The sequence below is a fragment of the Rhodococcus oryzae genome, assembly GCF_005049235.1.
Lineage (GTDB): Bacteria > Actinomycetota > Actinomycetes > Mycobacteriales > Mycobacteriaceae > Rhodococcus_G > Rhodococcus_G oryzae.
The window spans coordinates 66,534-90,771 of sequence record NZ_SUMD01000009.1 but is presented as its reverse complement, the minus strand read 5'-3'; the positions used below and the strand labels follow the sequence as shown (position 1 = coordinate 90,771).

Genomic DNA, 24,238 nt, shown 5'->3' with positions numbered 1-24,238 from the left:
GCCACCATGAGCCGGTCGGAACCCCGGCAGGCGTAGCGTTAAACACCGAAGACCTGCGAGACGGGAGGCCTGCTCGATGACGACCTCCGTGATGGACAAGCCAGGAAACCTGCCGGCGGAATTGACGAGTTTCATCGGCAGGCGCCACGAGATAGCCGAGGTCAGGCGGCTGCAGTCCGCCTCCCGGTTGGTGACATTGACCGGCATCGGCGGCGTGGGCAAGACCAGGTTGGCGTTACGGGTCGCCGAGGATTCGCGTCGCGCTTTCGCCGACGGTGTTTGGTGGGTCGAGCTCGGCGAACTGCGCGATTCGGCCTTGTTGGCGGAGACCGTCGCCGCCACACTCGGACTACCGGATCAGCCGGGTCGGTCGATGTCCGACCTGCTGATCGATCACCTCTCCACCAGGCAGACGATGTTGGTCCTGGACAACTGCGAGCATCTGCTCGGTGCCGTCGCGGAGTTGGTGGAGACCCTGCTGCGAGCATGTCCGGGACTGCGGATCCTGACGACGAGCCGCGAGGTCCTCGGGGTGGATGGCGAGCGCGTGGTGCGGGTGCCGCCGTTGACGGTGCCGGACACGAAACAGACCCCACCGCTCGAGGCGATGGCCCAATACGAGGCGGTGGCACTGTTCGTCACGCGGGCCACCGCCCGGCAGCCGGACTTCGCGCTCACCGAGGCCAATTGTGCTGCGGTGGCCGGAATCTGCGGCAGGCTGGACGGCCTTCCGTTGGCGATCGAGCTGGCCGCGGTGCGGATCCGGGCGATGTCGGCCGGACAGATCATGGACCGCCTGACCGACCGGTACCGGCTGCTGACCGTCGGCTCGCGGGTGGCGCCGACCCGGCTACAGACCTTGCGTTCGTGTGTGGACTGGAGTTACGAGCTGTGCACCACGAAGGAGCAGCAGCTGTGGGCGTGGCTGTCGGTGTTCGTTGGCGGTTTCGAGCTGGACGCGGCCGAGGGCATCTGTCCCGAGGAGCTGGTCGCCGACGGGTTCCTGGACGCGGTGGCCTCCCTCGTGGACAAGTCGGTCCTGGTTCGTGAGCAGGTCGGGGATGTCGTGCGCCTGGGCATGGTGGAGACGATCCGCGATTACGGCAGGGAGAAGCTGAGCGAATCGGGCGACCTTCACAGAGCTCTGCGGCGGCACCTCGTGTGGTACGAACGGCTGGTGCTGCGGGCGGAGTCCGAGTGGATCGGCCCCCGCCAGACCGATTGGATCGCCCGGCTCGATCGCGAACAGCCGAATCTCCGGGAGGCGCTGGCCTTCAGTCTGACCGAGCCGGTCGTCACCACCGATCCGGATGTGAATGCGCGCCTCACCAATGCCATGTTTGTTGCGTTCTGGTTGTGCCGCAGCCAGTTGGCGGAGGCCAGGCGTTGGATGGACCGCTCTCTGACAACCGCCGTCAACGCGCAGACCGAGGAACGCCTGAACTCGCTGTACGACGACACCGTGTTGGCGGGAATGCAGGCAAAACCCGACGAAGCCGCGGCGAGGGCGGCGCAATGCCGTTCGCTCGCAGAGCAATTGGGAGATCCGGAGTCGCTCGAGACCGCGAACTACGCGAGCGGCTACATGGCGTTGTTCACCGGAGACCTCGCCGCCGCGGTCGAGCCGTTCCAGGCCGCTCTCGCCAGCGCAGGCGTGCGGTCCGAGGTCGGGCCCCCTCCAAGGCGAGCCGGGTACGAGATCACCCGACAGCTGGGTGGCCTCCTCGGCCTGGCAGGCGCGAGTGGACTGCTGGGAGACGAGGAGACGGCCGTTGCCTGCCACGAACAGATCCTTGCGATCACCACCCCGAGAGAGGAATCCTTCTTCCGCGCGCACTCGTCGTGGGCTCTCGGGCAGACAGCGCTGCAGGCGGGGGACGACGACAGGGCCGCCACCCTGACGGCACAGGCGTTGCGGCTGAGCCGGAAGATCAACGACCCTGCCATGACGGGCTGGTGCCTGGAGTCGTTGGCCTGGAAGGAGAGACGCGAAGGCAAGCCGACGCGTGCCGCCGTCCTTATGGGTGCCGCGGAGGCGCTCGCGAAGGCGGTGGGAAGCGAGTCGGTGACCCTCACGTACCTGCAGGGCCATCACGACGAATGCGAGCGACTCACCCGCGACGCACTGGGGACCCGCGCGTACGGCGAGGCATTTCGCACCGGCACCGAGATGAGTGTGGACGACGCTGTCGCCTACGCGCTCGGGGACCGTCAAACCGACAAACCCCGGGCGACACCTGCCGCACCGCTGTTGACCCGCCGCGAAGCCGAGGTGGCCGATCTCGTCGCAGAGGGACTGACCAACAAGGAGATAGCCGCGACATTGGTGATCTCGCCCCGCACCGCGCAGGGTCATGTCGAGCACGTCCTGTCCAAGCTCGGGTTCACCTCGCGAACACAGATCGCGGCCTGGATCGCCGAGAACCATCAGGAACGACTGCACTGATCCGAAGCCGGCAAGGTGGAGAGCACTTCTTCACCCTCTGGACCTCATTGCTTGCCGGGCAGCCATGCGTAGTTCGCCGTCCTTGACCCGTGCTTGGCGTATCGGGAACTGGGCGAGATCGCGATGATCTACGACTGCGCGCTGATGGTCTCGGTGTCGATGCGCACACCACGTCCCCCCGGGTGCAAATCGCCGCTAGTCTGACGACGCAGCTCGAAGCAGGCGGGGCGGGAAGGCGAGCACGCACGGCGCCATCCCGAAATCGAGGGGAGCGTCTTCATGAAGTCGATCATTGTGTGCACCTCCGTGTCTCACGGAAACACGAAGCGGGTCGCGGACGTCATGGGCCAGGCGCTAGATGCCCGCATTGTCGAACCCGAGCAGGTCGATATCGCGAAACTCGCCGCCTACGACCTCGTGGGATTCGGATCAGGGATCTACCTGGGGTCCTTCCACTCTCGGCTGCTCGAGTTCGTCGAGTCACTTCCGGAGGGGCAACAACACAAGGCATTTGTCTTCGCCACCAGCGGATTTCCCGACGCACGGCCCCATGCCTTCTCCCGACCCCTCGTACGCCGTCTCGGGCAGAAGGGCTTCGAGGTGATCGACACCTTCTCTTGTCGCGCGTTCGACACCTATCTTCCGTTCAGGCTGGTGGGCGGCATCCGGAAGGGGCGCCCGAACGCCGCGGACCTGGAGTCGGCCCGCACCTTTGCCGAAGGGCTGCCGGCTCGGGCCAGTGCCACGCCATGAGCAAGCCACCCGTTGATCATCAACGAGAATCAGGATCTGTGGAGATCTCTCATATCGTCGTCGATTGCAGCGACGTCGAGGGCATCGCGACGTTCTGGTCGAGCCTGCTGCGTCTCGGCGTGGCCACACGGTGGCGCCAGTACGTAATCCTGGAGTCGCCGGGAAACGGCCCGCGCCACCCCGCTCGCCGCGGCCGTCTGCGCAGCGGTGGTCACCTTGTCCGCGCCCTCGGCCGCAGCGGAGGTAGTCGACGTCACCGTCGTCCCCGGTCTCAGCGGGGGCCCGACGACGCCATACGGGGCCGGTTGCACCTACCTGGTCATGGCCAGGACGAGCACCCCGACAGAGCCAGGCGTGTCGATCGTTGACCTGAACCTTGCGTCGACGTTCTTCCCAGAGGAGTTGATCTGGGACAACGCCAATCCCTACTACGTCCCGCCCGTCGTGCTGGGTCACGCCTTCTCGCTCTGGACGCCGACCGCGCCGGGAGAGCACGCCCTGATGGGCTACCAGACGTCGGTAGGCGGACCGATCGAGACGGTCACCGTCAACCCGGGTACGCCGATCGGACCCGGTTGCATCGTCGCGCCGTGATGGAATCGGCGACCAGGTGACCGGCGAGGGCCGTCCTCTTCAGACTCACCCAGCCCTTGTCGATTTTGGCCATCTATCTGACGGGAATTCGGTTGCTGCCCGGGTCACAGTCGTCCCCGACATGCGATACTGCGGATCCCTGGCTCGTTCTCCATAGTGCTCGTCGACAGTAACTGCCGAGATGGTGGTATCCGATGACAGAAGGATCGACTGACAGCGGTGCCGAGCAGCTGGCAGGCAGCCAACGCGTGCTCGCAATCCTGCTGGCAATGGCGATGTTCGTTCTGGTCGTCGACACGTCCCTGATGAATGTGTCGATCTCGTCGGTGGTTCGAGATCTCGACACGACGGTCAGCGGCGTCCAGGCGGCGATCGCCCTCGAGGCACTGGTGTCGGCGGCATTCATCCTGATCGGCAGCAAGGTCGGCGACCTGATCGGACGCAAACGTGCCTACGTGCTCGGCCTCCTCGGCTACGCCGTCGGTGCGTCGGCGATGGCATTCGCGCAGAGCCTGACAGCGGTCGTCATCTTCTGGGCCGTGCTGGGTGGGATCGGCGCATCACTCCTCCTGCCCGCCATGCAGTCCCTCATCCACGGCAACTTCGAAGGAGGCGCCCAGAAGAAGGTCTACGCCCTCGTCGGGGCGGCGGCCGCCATCGCCGCGGCGGTCGGACCGCTGCTCGGAGGATTCATCACCACCTACCTGTCCTGGCGCATCGCGTTCGTACTCGAGGTCGTCATCATCGCCATCGTGCTCTCCGGCATCAAACTCGTCCGCGATGTCCCGTACACGGGACCTCGGGGCGTCGACACGGTCGGCGCGATGCTCTCCGTGCTGGGAATGGGCGGCATCGTGCTGGGAATCCTGGTGTGGCAGGAGGGCGGCGAGGCGGTGGCCGCTCTCCTGGTGATCGGTACGACCGCGCTGACCGGACTGGCGTACTGGCTGGTGCGGCGCAAGCGGCGGGGCGAAACAACCCTGCTGGACCCGGATCTGTTCCGGTCCAAGATCTTCAGGCTGGGGATCTCCCAACAAATGCTGCAGCAGATAGCGCTGGGCGGCACGATGATTGCGCTGCCGATCTACCTGCAGATGGTGCTCGAGTACAACGCGATGCAGGCGGGTTTGTCCCTCGCCCCCCTCTCCCTCAGCATGTTCGCGGTGGCGGTGCTCGCGGGAAAGAAGGCAGGCGATCGGCGCCCCAGCGGCATCATCCGGTGGGGATTCGTTCTGCTCACGATCGGGATCGCAGCGCTGATCCCGATCGTGCCCCGGGCGGAGTTCGGCTGGGCACTGGTGGTCCCCCTGATCGTCGCGGGGTCGGGCTTGGGATTGTTGGTGTCGCAGCTCAACGACTACACGCTCGCCCCTATCTCGGATGAGCGGGTCAGCGAGGCCGCAGGCACCAACTCGGCGGCAGGGTCATTCGGGCTCTCGTTCGGGCTGGCGTTCGGCGGAGCCATTCTGCTGGCAACGCTGTCCATCGCGTTCACCTCGATGGCGCAATCGAGCACCGTACTCCCGCCTGCAGATCAGCAGCACGTGGCGCAGGTGCTCGAGGACGATGCGGAAGTCATGAGCAACACGCAGCTCGAAGAATTGCTCGTCGAGCAGCCCCAGGAGATTCAGGACGAGATCATCCGCATCAACACGGACGCCCGACCCCTCGCCCTTCAAATAGCCTTGCTCGTTCCGATCCTTGCCGGTCTCCTCGGGCTGCTCAACTCGTTCCGCATGATGCGGATACCCGACGCCCCGTCAACGGCCTCCGGCGGCACAGCTCCGGACTGACGCAGGAACCACTACTCGGCAGCTGAGCGCGGGAAATGCACCAATCGATCAGTTTCCCCTCAGAGTCCTGGAACGTGTTCTAGGTTCGGGTCATCGCCCTCGACATCGCGGACCGGCCATGAAAGGAATGAAGATGCAGTTCAACCTCGCGGACGTTTTCGAGACGGTCGCCAGCGCAGTACCCGATCGCATTGCCTTGACCTACGAGGGCGAGAACCTCTCCTACACCCAGCTGGACGCAGAGGCCAACAGGACCGCCCACCTGCTCGCCCAGGCCGGCGTCACCCGGGGCGACCATGTGGCGTTGTTCCTGAAGAACGGCATCGAGCACGTCACGTCCATCCTGGGGTTGATCAAGATCCGCGCTGTGCCGATCAACGTCAACTACCGGTACACGCCCGCCGAGCTCGAGTACATCTTCACCAACTCCGACTCGGTCGCGGTGGTCGTCGAACTCCCCGAGCATCAGCGCACCCTCGCCGCTCTCCTCGAGGCGTGCCCGATGATCCGGACGGTGTTCGTGGTCGGCGAGATCGCCGACGAGCTGCTCACCGCCGCGAATGCGCGCACAGTTTCCGTGGTCTCCTTCGCCGAGGCTCGCGAGCTGTCGCCCACGGCAGATTTCGACTCCCGCACGGGCGACGACCTGTACCTGCTCTACACGGGAGGAACCACCGGATACCCGAAGGGCGTCATGTGGCGGCACGACGACTTCTTCCGCAAGCCGCTCTCCGGCGGGAACCCGTACGGCGAGGGCACGCGGCAGGACCTCGCCGAGATTGCGAGCGCTGCAAAGGAATTCCCCGAACTCTCCTTCCTCATCGCCGCACCCCTGATGCACGGCGCCGCGCTGTATTCACTGTTCACCTTCTTCACCCTCGGTGCTCGCGTGGTCCTCAGGCGGGACTTCGACCCGCAGAAGGTCGTCGAATCGATCGAGAAGGACTCGGTCCAGGTGATCCTCATCGTCGGCGACGGCATGGGGCTTCCGTTGGTCGACGAGATGGAACGACGCAAGGGCGAGGTCGACCTCAGCTCCCTGTTCTCGATCACCTCCGGCGGCGCGATCTGGTCCACCAGCGTGCGGGACCGCATGCTGGCGGTCAAGCCAGATCTGCTGTTGCGGGACAACTTCGGCGCCTCGGAGTCCGGGAACGACGGCGCCTTCACCATCGACGAGGCAGGCAATCTGCGAATGCCGCCCTCGCCGAACATGATCCTGGTCGACGAGCGGCTGAACGAGCTCCCCGCGGGCTCCGACGAGATCGGCTACATCGCCCGCATCGGCAACGTCCCCCTCGGCTATTACAAGGACGAGGAAAAGACCGCCCGGACGTTCCCGACTCGCGCCGACGGCACCCGCCTGTCGGTGCTCGGCGACATGGGCAGGGTGGAAGCGGACGGCACCATCGTCTTCCTCGGCCGCGGCTCGCAGTGCATCAACACCGGCGGCGAGAAGGTCTTCGCCGAAGAGGTCGAAGCCGCGCTGCACGCGCACCCGTCGATCGCCGACGCGCTCGTCGTGCCCGCGCCCGACGAACGCATGGGCCAACAGGTGGCAGCGGTCATCGCGACCTATCCCGGATCGCCCGAACTGACCCTCGACGAGGTTCAGGAGCACTGCCGCAAGACGTTGGCGGGCTACAAGGTCCCGCGTTCGATCGTGCTGGTGGACGAGGTCAAGCGAACCCCTGCCGGCAAGGCGGACTATCGCTGGGCGACGACGATGGCGTCCTCCTAGTCGCACACGATCCGATCCACGCTCGAGCACCTGACGCCCGGGCGTGGATCGGATCACCGTGAACGTCCGTCGACGTCGACCGCTCAGCCAATCCCGCCGGTCGCACGCAGAACCCTCAGCAGCTGCGTCGCATACTCCGAATCGAACCGGTACCCGCCGACGGCGGCGACGAGGTTCCCGCGTTCGACCTTCGCGTCCCACCAGTCCCGCAGGAACCCTTCCGCGTACGCGCCCGTGCAGAATCCGTACGGGTCGGCCACGAACGACGTGGTGACCATGAGGGTGTAGCAGGGCCGCTCATAGTCGTCCTGCCCTTCGGCCCTGTTCACGAAGTCCTCGAACGATGACGCGGTGGCCAGGTGCGAATACAGCCAGAACATCACGTCGCACATCAGCCACGAGTCGCCGTCCGCGTGGAGCGCGAAGAACCCCTTCTCCGTCACGATCCGCTCGGCGAGGCCGCGAACCAGCGCCTCGCCGTCCTGCAGGCCCGCCGCGTCCAGGGCGCGGCGGACGATCGGCGAGAGCGTGCCGTGCCGCACGATCGCTAGGTCGGCCTGCAGCGTCTCCTCGCTGTCGTCGAACTCGTCCTCGCTCACCAGGCCCCGGACGAAGGACGCGAAGTCGGGTGCGACCACGGTGATGCGGTAGTCGCCCTCCTGGTCGACATGCACGACCCGGGGCTCGCCGCGGGGGCCGCACGCGCGGTAGTCGAGCATGATCTGCTCGTGCCCGGCGCTCGGGGTGTCGGCGATGCCGACGCCGATGTCCGGGTACCCCCACTCGTCCCGCATGAACGTCGAGCCGAGCTCCCCGCACAGCGACCAGGTGGCGGTACGGCCGATCGCATACAGGCCGCTGATCTGGATGTAGTCCCCGGCCCAGCTCGTCGACTCGGCCATCGGGTGGCACGGCCGCTCGACCATGCCGCCGTTGTGCATCCGCAGAAGTTCCACGTAGGAGTCCGGGAGCCGGTACCCACCCAGCTCCTCCTCGATCGACGCGATCAGCTCATCGGCCGGTGCGGGCTCGACGTAGTTCTCCCGCGAGTAGTCGCCGTCGTCCCAGAAGCCCTCGAAGTCGATGCCGTCGAAGTGGCCCGTGGTGCGCGGAGCATCATCTGCCCAACGGCCGTCCGGTTCGGCGGGACCGATGTCCTCCACACCCACGGGCCAGTCCTTTCCTTCGGATGCGACGATCGAACCATGAAGCGCCCACCACCGGAATTCGATGGATTCGCTCAGCTGGACTCGGCCGAGCCGACCCTCGTTGCGGCACACCTGTTCGTGCGGGTCTTCGGCGCGAAGCACACCTACGCGGCAGGCGCGAGACTGAAGTGGCACCCGATCATCACGGAGCTGGCGCGACTCGGCGGGTGCGACTCCGAATTCAGACTCTTCAGCGGCGGCGAGAGATCCGATGCGATCGGCGCCATCGCCACCGAGTGCGTTTTGCGGTGGGAGTCCGCGTTGCTTGCGGCGCGCAGAAACGAGGATGTTCTGCTGCTCCGAGCCGGGGTCACTGCACTCGCCTCCCCCGACCCGGTTCGGACCGTGTGGCAGAGGGTCACGACGTCGTGATCTCTCCACCGGACTGACCGCGTGTAACCCGATTTCACAGTTACAGCGTGACAACTGACGTCAATGTGTAACACTCCTCAGGGTTTCTGACGGTCTCGGGGGAGAGGGTTTGCTGATGACCGAGCACGCCAAGATGGCGCTCGAACTGCTGCGCGACAGCAGCCAATTCAAGTGGTACGTGATTCCGCTGCTGCTCCTGGTCATCTACGTGTACGCCACGGAAGTGGAGCGCCGGAACTGGAATGTCTTCTTCGCCGGGCTCGCGCTGTGGGGCATGGACCTGTTCAACGAGATCTGGAACTCGCTGGTCTTCCACGCCACGGGGCGCGCACCGGTATGGGCCGCGACCGGACCGACGGCCTACCAGCTGCTCATCGGCCTGAACATCGAGATCTGCTTCATGTTCGCCGTCATGGGCGTCGCGGCGGCGAAAATGCTGCCGCCCAAGGAGACCCGAATCTTCGGCCTCCCCAACCGGCCGATCCTCATCGCGATCAACTCCGCCGCCGCGGTGGGCGTCGAGGTGGTCCTGAACAAGATGGGCGTGCTGACCTGGGACTGGTCCTGGTGGCAGCCTGGCTTCCCCTACCTCATCTGGCTGATCGGCTACGTGCCGTTCTTCGCCGTCTGCTTCTGGGTCCACGACATGGCGACGGTGCGCGCCAAGGCCATCACCGTCGGCACGATCTTCGGCATCGACGCCCTCGCCCTCATCATCTTCGGAACCCTGGGCTGGGTGTGATGAAGCGACTTGCCACGCGAGGCGCCCTCGTCGCGGTTGCCGGAATCGTCTTCACGGGCCTCGCGGTGCATCCCGGCGCGACGGCCGACCCTGCCGGATGCGTGCTCGTGGGCACGGTGGGTACACCCGAAATCGGTGCGGACCCGAGCACCGCGGGGCTGGAGGCCTTCTCGCCCGCCACGGCGACACTCCCCGATCAGATCTACTTTCGCACCTCGACCGAGACCTTCAACCGCCGCTGGTCCTTCACCGCCCGCGACGGCAATATCTACGTGAAAGAGGCGGCCACCCATGGTGGTTGGCGCTCCATGCCGCTGCCCGGATGCCTGGCGGGCAATATCGCCGGGGTCTCCGCGGATGATGACGAGGTGCTCGCGGTGGACCGCGACGGCCGCTTCTACACCCTGGACCACGCCCTGAGCGCCCCCAAGGACTGGAACTGGAGCACCCGCTACGGCACCCCGCTCTGGACCGGCCCCGGAAACACCCTCCCCCCGGGCACGCTCGACTGGACCTGGTCGGTTCTCTCCGCGAACGAAGACCATGTCTGGCGCGACGCCGTGGGCAACAACCACCCCGTGGGCCTGGCCAAGGTCTCCCACGTCTTCGCACTCACCGACGGCGGCACCCGCATTCGGTACGTGGATCCCTGGCTCCCGGTCGATCACAGCTACGAAGTCGGCATGCCCGCCGGAGGCCGCTTCCGCGCGGTCGCCCTCTCCACCAGCGGCTCCACCTCGCTGGTCGTGAATCGCCATGGGGACCTGTACACCCGGCTCTACGACTTCGACATCTCCGGCGCGGACAAGGTCTTCTTCCGCTACTCCTACGAGGACCAGCCGGGCCTGCGGGAAGCTGCGGACATGCTCAGCGAGCGCATTGATGTCGGCACCGCCGCCATTGCGCTCCCCGCGCCGGACTGGCTGCGTCAACCAAAGGTCCCCGGCGAGATCACCAACCGCATCTCGATACACAAGACCGGCATCGGCTCCGACGCCCGCGAACTCCGCGTCGAGGGCGCCAGCGACGGCCGAACCGGGTATTGGACAAAGCAGCTCACCGCGGACGAGTGGAGCTTCGTCGCCACCGACCAGCCCCTGACCGGGGAGCGTCTGGCCAATACCGCCAACGACCGCAGCGTCGACCCATCCGTAGCGGCTTCGCCGTACAGCTATGCGGGCCGCTCCCCCGCGGGCTGGACCGCCACCGTCGAATCCTTCGACATCGCGAACTCTCCCACGCCGCTGCGCGTGGACTTCGGCAACGGCGTCGGACTCGAACTGATCCTCCACACCGTCGACGCCCTCCGGCAGACGCCGCAACCGGCAGGCCTCACCGGGCAGGCCCGTCACTTCGACGGCACGATCGAGGTGCCGGTGAATGTCTCGAATTCCGGTGCCGCCCAGCCAGGTCCGATCCGCGATTTCCTCGCCGGCGCACTGGGCGGTCGACGCTTCACCGATTTCGGTGTCGATGTGACCGATCGCGACTTCCGCATCGATGGTCTCGGCGTCACGCTCGCGCGCACGCCCTAGAGACCGGGTACGCCCTGGGATGCGGCGATCGCCGGACCGGACGACCGGAATCGCAACCGGCCTCCGACGAGGCAGCCGCGACAGCCGTCCGGTCCGACCGGCCGATCGGTCAGATCACTCCGCCACCGAACAGCACGCTCACCAATCCGCCGACGACGAACGTCACGACGTAGAGCGGTCCCCGGATCGGGTCTCCGGCGTTGGCTCCCTCGCGAAGCCACTCCATGATTTCAAGTGAACCCATGTCCCCACTCCTCATTTCGCGCTGACAAGTACTCCGCGTCGGAAACGTCTCCCCGCCCACGAGCATTCCCAGGGGCGCAGCCACGGGCCGAACTCTACCGGTCACCCCTCGACAACCCGAGCGCTATAGGGTGCAATCATCTAACTGATTAGCGCATGCCCGAAGCGACCGAGGGAACGAGGAACCCGTGATGGCCGAGGCCTACATCGTCGACGCAGTTCGCACCGCAGTCGGCAGGAAGAACGGCGCGTTGTCCGCCGTCCACCCGATCGATCTGGGCGCGACCGTGATCCGGTCGCTCACGGACCGGAACCCCATCGACCCCGCGGCCATCGACGACGTGATGTTCGGCTGCGTCGACACCATCGGCGGCCAGGCAGGCAACATCGCACGCACGTCAGCACTGGCCGCCGGACTCCCCGAGGGTGTCCCTGGTGTGACGGTCGATCGCCAATGCGGATCCAGCCAGCAGGCACTGCATTTCGCCGCCCAGGCGGTGCTCAGCGGGACGGCGGACCTGATCGTTGCGGGCGGCGTGCAGAGCATGAGCCGGATTCCGATCTCCGCAGCCATGACGGCAGGCCGGGAGTTCGGATTCGACGACCCCTATTCAGGCTCCGAAGACTGGCGCCGCCGCTACGGCAACACGGAGATCTCCCAGTTCCGGGCCGCCGAGCTGATTGCCGAGAAATGGGGCATCAGCCGCCTAAGGATGGAGCAGTGGGCGTTGCGCAGCCACCAGCGCGCACGGGATGCGATCGCGGGAGGACGATTCGACGACGAGATCGTCCCGGTCGGCTCGTTCGAGATGGACGAGTGCCCCCGCGACACGAGCCTGGCGAAGATGGCTGCGCTGCTACCACTCCGAAAGGGCGGGCGCCTGACAGCGGCACTCGCGAGCCAGATTTCCGACGGTGCCAGCGCCGTACTCGTCGCGTCCGCGGCAGCGCTCAAGACACACAACCTGGTGCCGCGCGCAAGAATCCACCACCTGAGCGCACGCGGCGACGACCCGGTCTTCATGCTCACCGCTCCGATCCCGGCCACCGAGTACGCGCTCGGAAAGACGGGCATGAGCATCGACGACTTCGACGTGATCGAGATCAACGAGGCATTCGCCTCGGTCGTCCTCGCCTGGCTCGCCGAGACCGGCGCAGACCCGGAGCGCGTCAACGTCAACGGCGGAGGCATCGCGCTCGGGCATCCACTCGGCGCCACCGGCACCAAGCTTTTCGGAACGCTCCTGAACGAACTCGAACGCACTGGGGGACGATACGGGCTTCAGACGATGTGCGAGGGTGGCGGCACCGCGAACGTCCTCATCATCGAGCGTCTCGCTTGAATCGGCTGGTGCAAGCGACGCCGTCCGCGGCCCCGTCCTGGCAGCAGGAATTGCCGAATTCGGTTGCGCGAGTATGGTCCAGATTGCACGATTTGTAACAAACCGTATGCCACCTTCGGTATGAAAGGTGCGGCCGAAACGTCTCGGTTCTCGCTTGTCGGATCAAGGGGAGTGATCATGAGCAATAAGTTGGTGCGGCGTGGGTGCGCTGCGACCCTCGCTGCTGTCGGGCTCGGTAGCGCGGTGATGACCGGTGGAGGTGCCGTCGCGAACGCTCAGCCCGCGCCGCCGACGTCGACGACCATGACGTGCGGGAGCCTGAACCCGCTCTTCTGGGCACCGTCGTTCACGTGGACCGTCCATGCCTCATCGGGAGAGTCGCTCCGTCCGGGCGGATCCGCGCTGGAGCCGGCAATTCTGCTGAGCGGCGGGAACGAACTGCCCGCGCCGCCTCCCGGCCTGCTGCCGAGCTTCGGCGTCAACTGGTACGGCACACGGGTGTTGGTCGACTGGACCAACAAGACGACAGGGGCCACCGGCCACAGCGTCAGCGACGAGACCGCCCTGCAGCAGAAGCCCGGAATCCCGATCAACCGGACCTGGACGGGAACCGGCGCGGTCGATTTCACCGTCACCGTCGAGACCGGCGGGGGATGGCGATTCATCAACACCCAGAAGGCCGTCTGCAAGGGCACGATCTCGGTAGTGCCCGGGCGGGGATAGCTCGGCACCGTCCGGTTGGCGGCACGCCGCCAACCGGACGGCACCACCGGCGCTCACCCGAGCGTGAGGTGATGACCCATCAGAACGCTGAGCTGGGCGCGTGCATCGACGAAGGGCTGGCTCGACTCGAGCGCGCGGCTCTGCACGATGGCGCCCTCGATCACCGACAGCAGTAGCCCGGCCATCGAGCGCGCGGCCGTTCCCTCGATTCCGGCCGCGACCATGCCGTCCGCGAGCCGAGAGGTCCAATCGGTGAACGCCTGACCCGCGGCGGCCTGCACCGCCGGGTTCTGCTCGTCCAACGCGGCCGCCATCATGAACGAGCCCAGCCGGTACTCGCTGGACTCGAGCGGCTCACGCCAGAAGGCGAACAGCTCGTCCAGCCACTGCTCCACCGACGGCGCGCTCGCCAGCTTCTCCGCCATGACGCTCACGTGTGAATGCACCACTCTCGACACGATCCGTGTCGCCGTCTCCACGAGCTGGCCCTTGCCTGCCGGGAAGTGCTGATACAGCGAATTGCGCGACGCATTGCTGCGTTTGAGCAGCTCGGTGAGCCCAGCCGCATTCACCCCGAGCTCCTGCACCGTGGCGATGGTGCTCGAGAGGAGTCGGGCTCGCGGTCGTGCCGTGGTCATGCGAATCCTCCCGCGCTTGTGTGAACCGATCGGTTCATGTTAGATGATCTCAACTATATGGACCGATCGGTTCACATGGAGAGGATGCTGTGCCCGCCCCCATCGCCACCGCCAATCCCGTCACGCACACGGCCCTGCTGGGCCTCGGCGCGTACCGGCCCCGACGCGTCGTCCCCAACGCCGAGATCGTCGACGCCATCAATTCCAGCGACGAATGGATCCATACCCGCTCCGGCATCAAGTCCCGAGGCTGGGCCGACTCCGAGGAGACCATCGTCTCGATGAGCGTCGCGGCATCCCGCGACGCGCTCGCCGCCGCGGGCCTCGAGGCCGGGCAGATCGACGCCGTGGTGCTGGCGACGTCCTCACAGATGGTGCTGGGACCGTCGGCAGGCGCCGTGGTGGCCACGGAACTCGGCATGCACGACACCGCGGCCTACGACATCTCCGCCGGGTGCGCGGGCTTCTGCTACGCGCTCGGCAACGCCGCGAGCCTCGTCCGCGCCGGGCAGGCCCGCCACGTCCTGGTGATCGGCGTGGAACGGCTGTCCGACCTGCTCGATCCGACCGACCGGACCTGCGCGTTCATCTTCGCCGACGGTGCGGGCGCGGTCGTCGTCGGTCCCGCCGACGCAGAGGGAATCGGTCCGGTCGCCTGGGGTTCGGACGGAACCCAGACCGAAGCGATCAAGCAGGACAAGGACTTCAAGCAGTACTTCGCCGAGGTCGCGGCCGCAGAAGCCAGCGGCGGCACCACGGAGCGGCCCTACATCCGGATGAACGGTTCGGCGGTGTTCCGGTGGGCGGTGACCTTCCTGGAGAAGGCCTGCCGCGACGCCCTGGAGAAGTCCGGGATCACGGCAGGCGACCTGGACGCCTTTGTGCCGCACCAGGCCAACAGCCGCATCACCGACGCGCTGATCCGGACCCTGGGACTGCCCGAGACCGTCGCGGTCGCCCGCGACATCGTCGAGACCGGCAACACCAGCGCGGCATCGATTCCGATGGCCATGGAACAGTTGCTCCGTTCCGGCGGCGCCAAGCCCGGCGACACCGCGTTGCTGCTCGGCTTCGGCGCCGGACTGGCCTACGCCGGACAGGTCGTCCGGCTGCCCGCCATCTCCTGAGCCAGCAGACCTGGCGGGGCCGCGTCAGCGCGGTACCCGCCAGTTCAGCGTGGCGTCCGCATGACGGGAACCGTCGGGTGGCCCGGACGCCCCTTTCACCCGGTGGCCAACCAGCCGAGCAGGTCCTCGGTGAGCAGTTCGCCGTCGACGGCGAGGTTCCCGCCGATCGCGCCGAGGTCGAGCAGGTAGACGCTGCGTCGGTCCCGTCCGCGGTGCCGCATGAAGAGGCCGCGTCCACCACTGTCGTCGCCGACCAGCATCCAGTCGGGTGCGTACCCTCGCACCTCGAACGTCTCGTTGCGCTCCTGGATCTGGTGCGGTCCGTACAGAAGCACCCCGTCATCGCGCAGGACGCCGGGCGTCGAGCGCCACAGCGCGGCGATCGTCGGGTTCGGGCCGTCCCGGAGCCCGCGGGCGAGGGCGTCCTGGACCGCGAGGAATCCCGCGAAGTTCTCCGTCACGGGGTACTCGGCGCCGTCGAACCGGTCACGGCGCACCACGGGCCACTCCCCGTCGGAGCCGCGGCGATCGAGCGCGAAGTGGTGTTCGTCGCCGTCCTCCTCCGAGTGGAAGCACAGCCGGGTCCCCCTCGACCGCCACGCTGCCATGATCGCCTCGTCGGCCTCCGCGGGCGCTGCCGTCGCAATCGGGGCCCCGCCAATCCAGCCGGTGCCGTACTCGCCAAGCCACCACCGGTACGACGGGGGCAAAGGACCGAGGCGGGTCTGCGCAGTTTCGATCCGCTCCCGCGACGCCGGCCCGGCCGGGCGTTTCGCCAACCCGGGCGACGCGTCGAGCAGGGAACGCAGCTGTTCGAGATCCGGTCTCACCGGGGCAGCCTATCCGGGATGTCCGTGCCCTCTCCTACGCTCGGACGGGTGGACTGGGCGAGCGTGGAAGCGGCCGTGCGGGATCAGATCGTGGCATTCGTGCGCCTGATGCGCGTGGAACACCCCGGCGACCGGATCTACGGCGCCGCCGTGCACGAGTTCTATGCCGAAGCCGGCGGCGTGATCGCGTGGCCGATGATTGGGGTCGCCAGCGAGGAATCCCTCGCGTCGGTCGCGCCCGACCACCGCGCCGCCGACGCGCTGCGGTGGAGCCCGGCCGACTGGCCGTGGCAGCTCGACCCGGGCAAAGCCGAAGAAGGCTGGGCCGCTCGGGTCGAGTCGACCGCGACGGCGGACGACGGCATGCGCTGGCATGCCGTCCACGACCGGTTCGAGCGCACAGTCGCCAAGGCCTGCAAGGCGGCGCGCCGCGCGCTGATCGACGAGGAGGTCGTCGGCCGGGAGTTCGTCGCGGTGGCCATGGACGAGGCTTGGGAGCTGATTCCGCTGAGCCTGACCAAGACCCAGGTACGCAGGCACTTCCCCGAACTCGACGAGGAGCAGCGGGCGCTGGACCGGCTGGCCGCGCTGCCGCCCGACCTGAGGGTGATCGAGTTGATCGCGATCGCCGACTCCCCCGTCCACGCGCCTCCCGGTACCGAACGCGCACGCGCCTGGCTCCGTGAGCTGGGAACCGACGCGGTGTCCGCGATACTGGAACATCTTCCGGTGGCCCGCGAGAAGTGGTTGTGGGCGAAGCTGCTCGGCGAACTCGGCATCCCCACAACGGAAGTGGTCGCAGCACTGGATGCGATTGTGGGCAACCGTCGACTGGGGGAACCCGATCGAGCCTGGGCAGCGGCGGCGCTCTCCCGTCTCGGCCGGATGGATCTGGTGACGGCCCGGCTCGGTCGGCTGCCCCGGGAGGTCGCCGTCCGCGGGCTCACCGCCCCGTACACCTCCTTCCGAGACGTCGGCGTCCACCAACCATTGGACTACGGCCCGCTGGAGTCTGCGCTGACCGAGCATCCCGCGCTGCACGACGCGGTGTGCGATCGGCTGTCTCCCGGCAGCGGGTACTGCACGATCGACACGGACGAGGCCGAGGCCGCGTTCGTGGGACTCGCTTCGCCCTGGGCCGCGGTGCGGCGGCACGGCGTCTTCGTGCTGGCGGACACGGCGCTCACCCCGAACCTGCGGGAGCGGTACGACGCCGATCTGCGCCTCCTGGCAACGGATCCGGATGCCCTCGTCCGCGATGCCGTCGCAGCAGCCAGCGATCGCGGTCCAGCCGTGCGTTGAGCCGCGGCTCTGGTCGAGCCCGGCCGATCGCGATAACGCTCACTTGCACCAGCCGGGTCGGCCCGTCGTCGGCGGTCAGCCCCGGCGCGGACGGCGCAGCCGGAGCCGGCTGTAGGTGAAGACTGCGAGCACACAGCTGATGAGCACCAGCATGGCGATGCTGAGCAGCCACCACGATGCGGTGTGCTGCCACAGCGTGTCCGGCTCGGTGCCGGTGGAATTCGTGACCAGGTCCACCGTCGAGGCCGCGGCCGCGAACCCCCAGCGGGACGGGAAGAGCCACGCGACCTGTTCGAGTACGGCGCGTCCGGTGATCGTGATCAATCCTCCGCACATCACCAGCTGCGCCATGATCGTGACCACCAGCATCGGCAGTACCTGCTCGTTCGAGCGCGCCACCGACGACAACGCCAATCCGACCAGCACACAGCAACAGGTGGTGGCGGCGATGTCCACGATCAGTTCGACCGAGCCCGAGGGGATCAAGCTGCCGCGACCAGGGAGACCCTTGCCCACGAAGACGATCGCCACCATGATCACCGACTGCACGATCGCGGCGGCGCAGAACACGACGATCTTCGCCGTCAGGTAGGCGGACGGCAGCAGCCCGGCGGCACGTTCGCGCTGATAGACCATGCGCTCACCGACCAGGTCGCGGATGGTCAGTGAACAGCCCATGAAGGCGGCGCCGAGAATCAGCACCACCAGGATCTGGGTGAGTTCACCGGATACGTCGGTACCCGACGGCCCGAACCCGGTGTCGCCCGGCACGAGCAAGGCCAGCCCGCCGAGCACGAAGGGCAGAAGCGACAGGAAGATCAGGTAGCCCCGGTCGGCGCGGATCAGCCGAACCTGGCGGCGGGCGACGGTGCTCAGCTGCTTGCGCCCCGACGTGTGTGCGGGGCGACCGAGAGGCCCGGGCGGGCTCGGTGGCGGCACCGCCTCGGGGCGGGTGGCGCGATATTCGGCGAACACCCCGTCCGGGTCGGATGCGACACGGGCGAAGATGTCGGCCCAGTCGGTACTGCCGAGCGCGGCCCCGACTCTGTCGGGCGGGCCCACATACGCGGTCTTGCCGCCGGGAGCGAGGAGGAGGACCTGGTCACACATCTCGAGGTACGACAGCGAATGCGTGACGATGACGACGACGCGGCCCGAATCGGCGAGACGGCGCAACGTCGCCATGATCTGCCGGTCGAGCGCGGGGTCGAGACCCGAGGTCGGTTCGTCGAGGATGAGTAGGGATGGACCCGTCAGCAACTCCAGCGCGACGGATGCGCGTTTGCGCTGTCCGCCGGACAGACGATCGACGCGGGTGTCGGCGTGCTCGGTCAGTTGCAGTTCGTCGAGTACCCCTGCGATCACCTCCTCACGGTCGGCCCGGCTCGTGTCCGGCGGCAGTCTCAGCTCCGCGGCGTAGCCGAGTGCCCTCCGGATGGTCAGCTGGCGATGGACGACGTCGTCCTGGGGGACCATGCCGATGCGGGAGCGCAGTACCGAATAGTCGGTGTGCACGCTGCGCCCTTCGAATTCGACGACGCCTTCCGTGGGGCTTTCCGAACCGGAGATGATCTTGGCGACCGTGGTCTTTCCCGCGCCGGAGGGCCCGATCACCGCGGTGAGGCTGCCGGGTCCCGCAGTGAAGGTGACGTCCTCGAGCAGTCGCCGCCCGCCTTCGATGACGAGTCCGACGCCGTCCACCCGCAGCCCGCCTGCGGTCGGGACCACCGCCTGCCGTGGGACGAGCCGGCCTTCCTGCACGCTGAAATCGGTGTTGCCGATCGTGACGACGTCGCCGTCGGTCAGCTGCGCGCGCGACACCCGGGCGCCGCCGACGAACGTTCCGTTGGCGCTCCCCAGGTCGTCGATCTCGAGGCCGGACGGCACGTTGTGGACGATGGCGTGATGGCGTGATGCCAGCACATCTCGGACGACGACGTCGCTGTCGGGCGACCGTCCCACCGTGAAGGATCCCGCCGGGAGCGCCTCGTGCGGTGTCGGGGGCGGGGCGCTCGAGGCCCCTACCTCGATCGTCGACTCGTCCCATCGACCGCCCACGTCCAGTCGCGTCGCGTCGGGATCTTCGATCGAGATCCGCACGACGGGCCCCTCGACCGCGTCGCCCAGGCGGACGAGGACGTCGCTCGTGACGGGGACCTTCTCCCGGCGCTCGCCGTCGACGTAGATCCCGTTCTTGCTGCCGGCGTCGACGAGCTGCCATCCCTCGTCCCACCTGAGCCGTGCATGCTCGCGCGACACCAACGGATCGACAATCGTGATCTCCAATTGCGGATCCCTGCCGATGCGTACGGCAGTGCCCGCGCCGTAACTTGCGCGGCCGTGATCGGTCTCGACCACGACCCGCTGGTGCTCGTTCTTCGCCCGGTCGTCCATCGCCACGGCCTCCGGTCAGCCTTATCTGGTGTAGAGCGTCGGCTCTTCCATGGTCGCACGTACGTCGACCCCCTCCTCGGTGTCCGGGTGGGGCCGCTGGGGCAACTGGGGCGACTGGGACAACTGGGGCAACTGGGGCAACTGCGCTGCGACTAGCCGGCGCGTTCGACCAGCACGCAGCGCGCGCCGGAGAAGATCGTCGGCATGCACTTGTTGCAGTGGATGCACAGCGACTTCGCACGGGCGTCCTCGGCGATGCGGTTGACCAGATCCGGCTCCCGCAGCAGCGCCCGAGCCATCGCCACGAACTCGAAACCCTCCGCCATCGCGGTATCCATGCCCGCCCTGTCAGTGACCCCGCCGAGCAGCACCAGCGGCAGCTTCACCGCGGCCCGGATCTGACGGGCCTGCTCGAGCATGAACAGATCCCGATACGGATACGCGTGGAACATCTGCTTGCCGATCAGCTGCACGCCGAGCCGCACCGGCTGCGGCATCGCCGCCGCGAACTCCCGCACCGGAGCGTCGCCCTTGAACAGATACATCGGGTTGAGCAACGAGCTGCCCATCGTCAGCTCCAACGCATCGACGCCGCCGTCCGCCTCCAGCCACTGCGCAACCTGGATCGCCTCGTCCACCCAGAAACCGCCCGGCACACCGTCATCCATGTTCAGCTTCGCCAGGATCGCGACCCTGTCGCCGACGGCCGCCCGCACGGTCCGCGCCGTCTCGAGCACCACCCGCGCCCGGTTCGCCAACGAACCACCGTAGGAATCCTTGCGGCGGTTGAGCTTCGGGCTCAGGAACGAGCTCGCGAAATAGTTGTGGCCGAAGTGGATCTCCACCGCGTCGAACCCGCCGTCCACGGCCAGCTGGGCCGCCGTCCCGTGCGCCTCGGTGATCCGCGCGATGTCATCCTTCGACGCCGACCGGATCATCCGCATGCTCATCGGATTGAACGACCGGGACGGCGCCAACGCCGGCAATCCCGTCGACTTCTCGTTCGCCACCGGCCCGGCATGCCCCAGCTGCGCCGACGCCGCCGCCCCCTCGGCATGGATGGCGTCGGTCAACCGCCGCAGCCCCGGCAGGGCCTCCGGCCGCATCCACAACTGCCCGCGTTCCGTGCGCCCCTCCGGCGCCACCGCGCAGTACGCGACCGTGGACATGCCGACCCCGCCCGCGGCCGGACGACGATGGAACTCGATCAACTCATCGGTCACCAGAGCGTTCGGCGTCTTGCCCTCGAACGTCGCGGACTTGATGATCCGGTTACGCAGGGTGATCGGGCCCAGCTTCGCCGGGGCCAGGACATCGGGATGGGTCATGGGAGTCCTCCAATGTGTTCGGGTGGACCGCGGCGCAGACGACTGAGCCGGCCGTCGAGGTCAGTTGCGTGCACCAGATTGCGGCCGAACACCCGGACCCGATGTGACCCGTCTCACTCAGCGGGAAACCCCGTGGCACCGGGGGGCGGGCACATAGAGTGTTACACGTGTCACCCGCTGGGCCAGGGGAAACATGACCATCAACCAGGGAAGGGCGGCGCAGCTGTGCGAACCGACGGGCCAGATTCGACGTTCCGATCGACCCCGCCCGCCGACTTCGGGCAGCTACTCGATCACCTGGCGGTGGTCGACAGCCTGCACCGGTTCCAAGCCCGACTCGACGCCAAGGACTGGCCCGGGCTCCGGTCGGCGATGACCGAGGACGCCCGCGCCTACTTCGTCGAGGGCGCCGACGCGGTTCTCGCCGTGGTCCGGTCCCACCTGGACGTATGCGGTCCGACGCAACACCTCATGGGCAACGTGCAGGTGCAGCTGGACGGGGACACCGCCCGGACTCGGTCGTACTTCCGCGCGTTCCACGTCGGCGCGGGCACGAACGAGGGCGCGGTCTACGAATGCCTCGGCGACTACGACGATTCGTGGACCCGGACCGACACCGGCTGGGCGTTGACGAGCCGGGTCATCGCCGTCCGCGCGGAGACCGGGGACCGGGCCGTCATCACCCCGCGGTGAGCCGTCAGGCCGACTGCCGAACCACCACCCGCGGGGCGAACAGGTCGCCGAGCGGTTCGAAGGGGCGCCCGTCGACCAGACGGTGAATCGACTCCGCCAGGCCCGAAGCGATAGCCGGCAGGTCGACACAGGTCGTCGTCAGATGCGGTCGCAGAATCGCGCCGAGCGGCAGGTTGTCGGAGCCGACGACGACGATGTCGTGGGGCACTTCCAGCCCCACCTCCCGCAGGGCCTGGATCAGCACCAATGCGAACTCGTCGTCGTACGCGTACACCGCGTCCGGGCGCCGTCCTGGATCGCGCCAGGCCGAAACTGCTGGGAGCAGGCTGTCGATCGACAGGGCGCAGTCGACCCGTTCGACCGCGGCCCCTTCCTGCCCGGCCGCCGACACGAACACCCCGAACCGGCGCGCCCCGAGCTCGGCGAGTTCGGCCCCCGGCACCAGGCACGCGAGTCGTCGATGGCCGCGTCGGCCCGCGAGATACCTTGCCGCACAGTCGGCCAGCGAATCGAATTGGAACCGCGCGGTCGGCGCGTACGGGACCACCTCGGGTCCGGCCAGGAGCACGGCCCGAACCCCGGCCCTGCGCAGCAGCGCCGCCGCCTCGGCGTCGCAACGCGAGGTGTCGGTGAAGACCGCTGCCGGGCGGAGCTGCGCCCACGCGCGGGCGCCGGTCACGCCGCCCGAATTGCGGTCGCCGTGCAGAAGGAACCGGAGCCCCCGCTCCGACAGGCCCCGATCGAGCCCCTGCAGGATCGCGTCGACCGCGAACCCGAGCGGGATGTCGGGCATCGGCATCAGCACGATGTTGCTGCGCCCGGCGCGCAGGGCGCTCGCCGTGAGGTTCGGCGTGTACCCGAGGGCGTCGACGCTCGCCAGCACGCGTCGCTTCGTCTGCTCGCTGATCGGGTGATCGTCGCGACCGTTGAGCACGTAGGACACGGTGGCCCTCGACACCCCGGAGTGGCGCGCGACGTCTGCGCTGGTCGGCCGTCGTTCTCGCGCCCGGTCCACCGTCGTCCCCTTGACCTCCGACCGCCCGCCCCGGGTATCGGAGCGGGATACCCGGAACGCTACACGCGCGGCCGACCGTTGATGGCGGCGAAAGGCCGTCAACCGCCGAGCGCACACACGCTCGATGACCGGCGCGAACGCCTCCATGTACGGACCGTGCACCGTGACGTAGGTGAAGCGGACTCATCAGCCCGCCGTACTGCTCGGCCAGCCGCGCAGCGGCGGCGGGGCGGTCGTCGGTCACCTCGACCGCCTGGATCAGGGCCTGCCACTCGGTCCGGTCGGCCCGCTCCCCGGCGCGATGCCGGCCTCGTCGAACTCCCACTTCATGTGACCGGCGCCGAGTCCGAAGACGTTGTACGAGAATCGGAATGCCCTCATTGGGGCCACGTTGCCACCGCAACGCGGATTCTGTCGCGATTTCTACCCCCGGCCCTCAGCAAGCCTGCCCGGTCACGCGGTTGAGAACAGGTCGCGATGCGCCGACGGGCTGATGCCGAATGCGCGCCCGAAGTGCAGCCGCAGCGACGCCGGTGACCCGAAGCCCGACTCGCCTGCCACCGCGTCGACTCCGAGCTCCGTCGTTTCCAGCAGCAGCCGGGCCCGATCCAGCCGCTGCACGAGCAGCCACTGCTGCGGGCTCGACCCTGTGCGCTCGCGAAACCGCCGGGTGAAGGTGCGCCTGGTCATCAGCACCGTGCGCGACCAGTGGTCGAGGTCGACGGGCTCGGACAGGTTCATCCGGGCCCACGCCATCGCCCGCTCGATCTCGTCCTCACCGTCCTGCTCGCGCACGGGGACCGGGATGAACTGTGCCTGGGTGCCGCTGCGGTGGGGCGCCAGCACCAGTCGGCGGGCGAGCGCGGTCGCGGCGGAGACCCCGTGGTCCGATCGGACCAGATGCAGGCAGCAGTCGAGCGCCGCGGCCGTACCGGCCGAGGTCACCACGTCGCCGAGATCGGACCACAGCACGTCCGATCGGACGGCCACCTGCGGATGCCGACGCGCGAGGTCCTCCGCGGCATGCCAGTGGGTAGCCGCCTCGCGCCCGTCGAGGATCCCGGAATCGGCAATCGGAAAGGCGCCCAGGCACAGTCCGACGATGCGCGCCCCGCGTCCGTGTGCCCGCCGGATCGCCTCGAGCAGCGCATCCGACGGCCGACGGGCCTGCACCCAGCTCGGGACCACCACCGTGTCCGCCTCGACCAGCGCGTCGAGGGAACTCCGCACCGCGATGTCGTAGCCGGCGTTGGTGGGCAGGATCCCCGGATCCTCGGCGCAGATCGTGACCCGGTAGCGGGGCGCCGTGCCGCGGTTCTCCGAGTGCCCGAATACCAGCGACGGGACCGAGAGGTGGAACGGGCTGATGTCGGGAAAGGCAATCACCGCGACCGAACTGACCATGGCCCGATCTTAGC

Annotated in this window: 22 protein-coding genes; 14 read left to right on the top strand and 8 right to left on the bottom strand. The window is 67.8% G+C overall.

All coding sequences use genetic code 11. From position 1 onward, the window contains the following. Positions 1 to 76: 76 nt before the first annotated feature. The 5 genes from FCG67_RS18360 to FCG67_RS18340 all read left to right on the top strand — a co-directional run bounded on the left by FCG67_RS18360 (position 77) and on the right by FCG67_RS18340 (position 7,327). Positions 77 to 2,446 carry an ATP-binding protein gene (locus tag FCG67_RS18360; RefSeq protein WP_136911135.1) on the top strand — a complete coding sequence of 790 codons (2,370 nt, stop codon included), beginning with the start codon at positions 77 to 79 and terminating at the stop codon, positions 2,444 to 2,446. A 279-nt stretch (positions 2,447 to 2,725) separates the two neighbouring features. Then, positions 2,726 to 3,199, top strand: a complete 474-nt coding sequence (locus tag FCG67_RS18355) for a flavodoxin family protein (RefSeq protein WP_136911134.1) — start codon at positions 2,726 to 2,728, stop codon at positions 3,197 to 3,199. A gap of 207 nt (positions 3,200 to 3,406) precedes the next feature. Continuing rightward, positions 3,407 to 3,793, top strand: coding sequence for a hypothetical protein (locus FCG67_RS18350; RefSeq protein ID WP_136911133.1), 387 nt, complete (start codon positions 3,407 to 3,409; stop codon positions 3,791 to 3,793). A 194-nt stretch (positions 3,794 to 3,987) separates the two neighbouring features. Further along, positions 3,988 to 5,586, top strand: a complete 1,599-nt coding sequence (locus FCG67_RS18345) for an MFS transporter (protein ID WP_136911132.1) — start codon at positions 3,988 to 3,990, stop codon at positions 5,584 to 5,586. A gap of 133 nt (positions 5,587 to 5,719) precedes the next feature. Next, the gene (locus FCG67_RS18340; RefSeq protein ID WP_136911131.1) at positions 5,720 to 7,327 is read left to right on the top strand and encodes an AMP-binding protein; all 1,608 of its coding nucleotides are present in this window, start codon (positions 5,720 to 5,722) and stop codon (positions 7,325 to 7,327) included. 83 nt (positions 7,328 to 7,410) lie between these two features. Here the strand turns inward: FCG67_RS18340 and FCG67_RS18335 are convergent, their stop codons facing one another. After that, positions 7,411 to 8,496, bottom strand: a complete 1,086-nt coding sequence (locus FCG67_RS18335) for an SMI1/KNR4 family protein (RefSeq protein WP_211243261.1) — start codon at positions 8,494 to 8,496, stop codon at positions 7,411 to 7,413. A gap of 36 nt (positions 8,497 to 8,532) precedes the next feature. On the opposite strand from FCG67_RS18335, the gene FCG67_RS18330 reads away from it, so the two are divergent. The 3 genes from FCG67_RS18330 to FCG67_RS18320 all read left to right on the top strand — a co-directional run bounded on the left by FCG67_RS18330 (position 8,533) and on the right by FCG67_RS18320 (position 11,184). Further along, entirely contained in the window at positions 8,533 to 8,907 is a 375-nt protein-coding gene (locus FCG67_RS18330; RefSeq protein ID WP_136911130.1) for a hypothetical protein, read from the top strand. Positions 8,908 to 9,022: 115 nt separating this feature from the next. After that, positions 9,023 to 9,649, top strand: coding sequence for a hypothetical protein (locus tag FCG67_RS18325; protein WP_211243260.1), 627 nt, complete (start codon positions 9,023 to 9,025; stop codon positions 9,647 to 9,649). Further along, positions 9,649 to 11,184: a hypothetical protein gene (locus FCG67_RS18320; protein ID WP_136911129.1), complete on the top strand. Its 1,536-nt coding sequence runs from the start codon at positions 9,649 to 9,651 to the stop codon at positions 11,182 to 11,184. The genes FCG67_RS18325 and FCG67_RS18320 overlap by 1 nt, the downstream gene beginning before the upstream one ends. Before the next feature lie 109 nt (positions 11,185 to 11,293). Here FCG67_RS18320 and FCG67_RS25585 read toward each other — a convergent pair whose 3' ends face one another. Next, a complete protein-coding gene (locus FCG67_RS25585) occupies positions 11,294 to 11,428 on the bottom strand; it encodes a hypothetical protein (RefSeq protein WP_257017466.1) in 135 nt (44 codons plus the stop codon). A 190-nt stretch (positions 11,429 to 11,618) separates the two neighbouring features. Here FCG67_RS25585 and FCG67_RS18315 point away from each other — a divergent pair, with 190 nt between their 5' ends. Further along, complete coding sequence (locus FCG67_RS18315) at positions 11,619 to 12,770, top strand: acetyl-CoA C-acetyltransferase (protein ID WP_136911128.1); 1,152 nt, start codon at positions 11,619 to 11,621, stop codon at positions 12,768 to 12,770. A gap of 177 nt (positions 12,771 to 12,947) precedes the next feature. Beyond that, positions 12,948 to 13,493 (top strand): hypothetical protein, encoded by a 546-nt coding sequence (locus tag FCG67_RS18310; protein WP_136911127.1) that lies wholly within the window; start codon positions 12,948 to 12,950, stop codon positions 13,491 to 13,493. Positions 13,494 to 13,546: 53 nt separating this feature from the next. Here FCG67_RS18310 and FCG67_RS18305 read toward each other — a convergent pair whose 3' ends face one another. Then, a complete protein-coding gene (locus tag FCG67_RS18305) occupies positions 13,547 to 14,131 on the bottom strand; it encodes a TetR/AcrR family transcriptional regulator (RefSeq protein WP_136911126.1) in 585 nt (194 codons plus the stop codon). Between the two features lie 89 nt (positions 14,132 to 14,220). On the opposite strand from FCG67_RS18305, the gene FCG67_RS18300 reads away from it, so the two are divergent. Continuing rightward, positions 14,221 to 15,258, top strand: a complete 1,038-nt coding sequence (locus tag FCG67_RS18300; RefSeq protein ID WP_136911125.1) for a beta-ketoacyl-ACP synthase III — start codon at positions 14,221 to 14,223, stop codon at positions 15,256 to 15,258. Positions 15,259 to 15,353: 95 nt separating this feature from the next. Here the strand turns inward: FCG67_RS18300 and FCG67_RS18295 are convergent, their stop codons facing one another. Then, entirely contained in the window at positions 15,354 to 16,088 is a 735-nt protein-coding gene (locus tag FCG67_RS18295) for an SMI1/KNR4 family protein (RefSeq protein WP_136911124.1), read from the bottom strand. A 48-nt stretch (positions 16,089 to 16,136) separates the two neighbouring features. Between FCG67_RS18295 and FCG67_RS18290 the strand changes: the two genes are divergently transcribed. Then, a complete protein-coding gene (locus tag FCG67_RS18290; RefSeq protein WP_211243259.1) occupies positions 16,137 to 17,390 on the top strand; it encodes a DUF4303 domain-containing protein in 1,254 nt (417 codons plus the stop codon). A gap of 75 nt (positions 17,391 to 17,465) precedes the next feature. Here FCG67_RS18290 and FCG67_RS18285 read toward each other — a convergent pair whose 3' ends face one another. Both FCG67_RS18285 and FCG67_RS18280 read right to left on the bottom strand, forming a co-directional pair. Beyond that, entirely contained in the window at positions 17,466 to 19,784 is a 2,319-nt protein-coding gene (locus FCG67_RS18285; RefSeq protein ID WP_136911262.1) for an FHA domain-containing protein, read from the bottom strand. A gap of 152 nt (positions 19,785 to 19,936) precedes the next feature. Then, positions 19,937 to 21,112: an NADH:flavin oxidoreductase gene (locus tag FCG67_RS18280; protein ID WP_136911122.1), complete on the bottom strand. Its 1,176-nt coding sequence runs from the start codon at positions 21,110 to 21,112 to the stop codon at positions 19,937 to 19,939. Positions 21,113 to 21,337: 225 nt separating this feature from the next. On the opposite strand from FCG67_RS18280, the gene FCG67_RS18275 reads away from it, so the two are divergent. Continuing rightward, on the top strand, positions 21,338 to 21,805 hold the full coding sequence (locus tag FCG67_RS18275; RefSeq protein WP_246045144.1) for a nuclear transport factor 2 family protein: 468 nt from the start codon (positions 21,338 to 21,340) through the stop codon (positions 21,803 to 21,805). A 4-nt stretch (positions 21,806 to 21,809) separates the two neighbouring features. On the opposite strand, the gene FCG67_RS18270 is transcribed toward FCG67_RS18275, so the two are convergent. Next, complete coding sequence (locus FCG67_RS18270; RefSeq protein WP_211243258.1) at positions 21,810 to 22,820, bottom strand: LacI family DNA-binding transcriptional regulator; 1,011 nt, start codon at positions 22,818 to 22,820, stop codon at positions 21,810 to 21,812. A gap of 172 nt (positions 22,821 to 22,992) precedes the next feature. Between FCG67_RS18270 and FCG67_RS25075 the strand changes: the two genes are divergently transcribed. Then, a complete protein-coding gene (locus FCG67_RS25075; RefSeq protein ID WP_169310562.1) occupies positions 22,993 to 23,154 on the top strand; it encodes a hypothetical protein in 162 nt (53 codons plus the stop codon). A 119-nt stretch (positions 23,155 to 23,273) separates the two neighbouring features. On the opposite strand, the gene FCG67_RS18265 is transcribed toward FCG67_RS25075, so the two are convergent. Beyond that, positions 23,274 to 24,224: a GlxA family transcriptional regulator gene (locus FCG67_RS18265; protein ID WP_136911119.1), complete on the bottom strand. Its 951-nt coding sequence runs from the start codon at positions 24,222 to 24,224 to the stop codon at positions 23,274 to 23,276. Between the last annotated feature and the right edge of the window lie 14 nt (positions 24,225 to 24,238).

Coding starts and splice junctions, on each gene's coding strand:
- FCG67_RS18360 (WP_136911135.1), top strand. CDS start 77: ATGACGACCTCCGTGATGGACAAGCCAGGAAACCTGCCGGCGGAATTG.
- FCG67_RS18355 (WP_136911134.1), top strand. CDS start 2,726: ATGAAGTCGATCATTGTGTGCACCTCCGTGTCTCACGGAAACACGAAG.
- FCG67_RS18345 (WP_136911132.1), top strand. CDS start 3,988: ATGACAGAAGGATCGACTGACAGCGGTGCCGAGCAGCTGGCAGGCAGC.
- FCG67_RS18340 (WP_136911131.1), top strand. CDS start 5,720: ATGCAGTTCAACCTCGCGGACGTTTTCGAGACGGTCGCCAGCGCAGTA.
- FCG67_RS18330 (WP_136911130.1), top strand. CDS start 8,533: ATGAAGCGCCCACCACCGGAATTCGATGGATTCGCTCAGCTGGACTCG.
- FCG67_RS18325 (WP_211243260.1), top strand. CDS start 9,023: ATGACCGAGCACGCCAAGATGGCGCTCGAACTGCTGCGCGACAGCAGC.
- FCG67_RS18320 (WP_136911129.1), top strand. CDS start 9,649: ATGAAGCGACTTGCCACGCGAGGCGCCCTCGTCGCGGTTGCCGGAATC.
- FCG67_RS25585 (WP_257017466.1), bottom strand. CDS start 11,428: ATGGGTTCACTTGAAATCATGGAGTGGCTTCGCGAGGGAGCCAACGCC.
- FCG67_RS18315 (WP_136911128.1), top strand. CDS start 11,619: ATGGCCGAGGCCTACATCGTCGACGCAGTTCGCACCGCAGTCGGCAGG.
- FCG67_RS18310 (WP_136911127.1), top strand. CDS start 12,948: ATGAGCAATAAGTTGGTGCGGCGTGGGTGCGCTGCGACCCTCGCTGCT.
- FCG67_RS18305 (WP_136911126.1), bottom strand. CDS start 14,131: ATGACCACGGCACGACCGCGAGCCCGACTCCTCTCGAGCACCATCGCC.
- FCG67_RS18285 (WP_136911262.1), bottom strand. CDS start 19,784: ATGGACGACCGGGCGAAGAACGAGCACCAGCGGGTCGTGGTCGAGACC.
- FCG67_RS18280 (WP_136911122.1), bottom strand. CDS start 21,112: ATGACCCATCCCGATGTCCTGGCCCCGGCGAAGCTGGGCCCGATCACC.
- FCG67_RS18265 (WP_136911119.1), bottom strand. CDS start 24,224: ATGGTCAGTTCGGTCGCGGTGATTGCCTTTCCCGACATCAGCCCGTTC.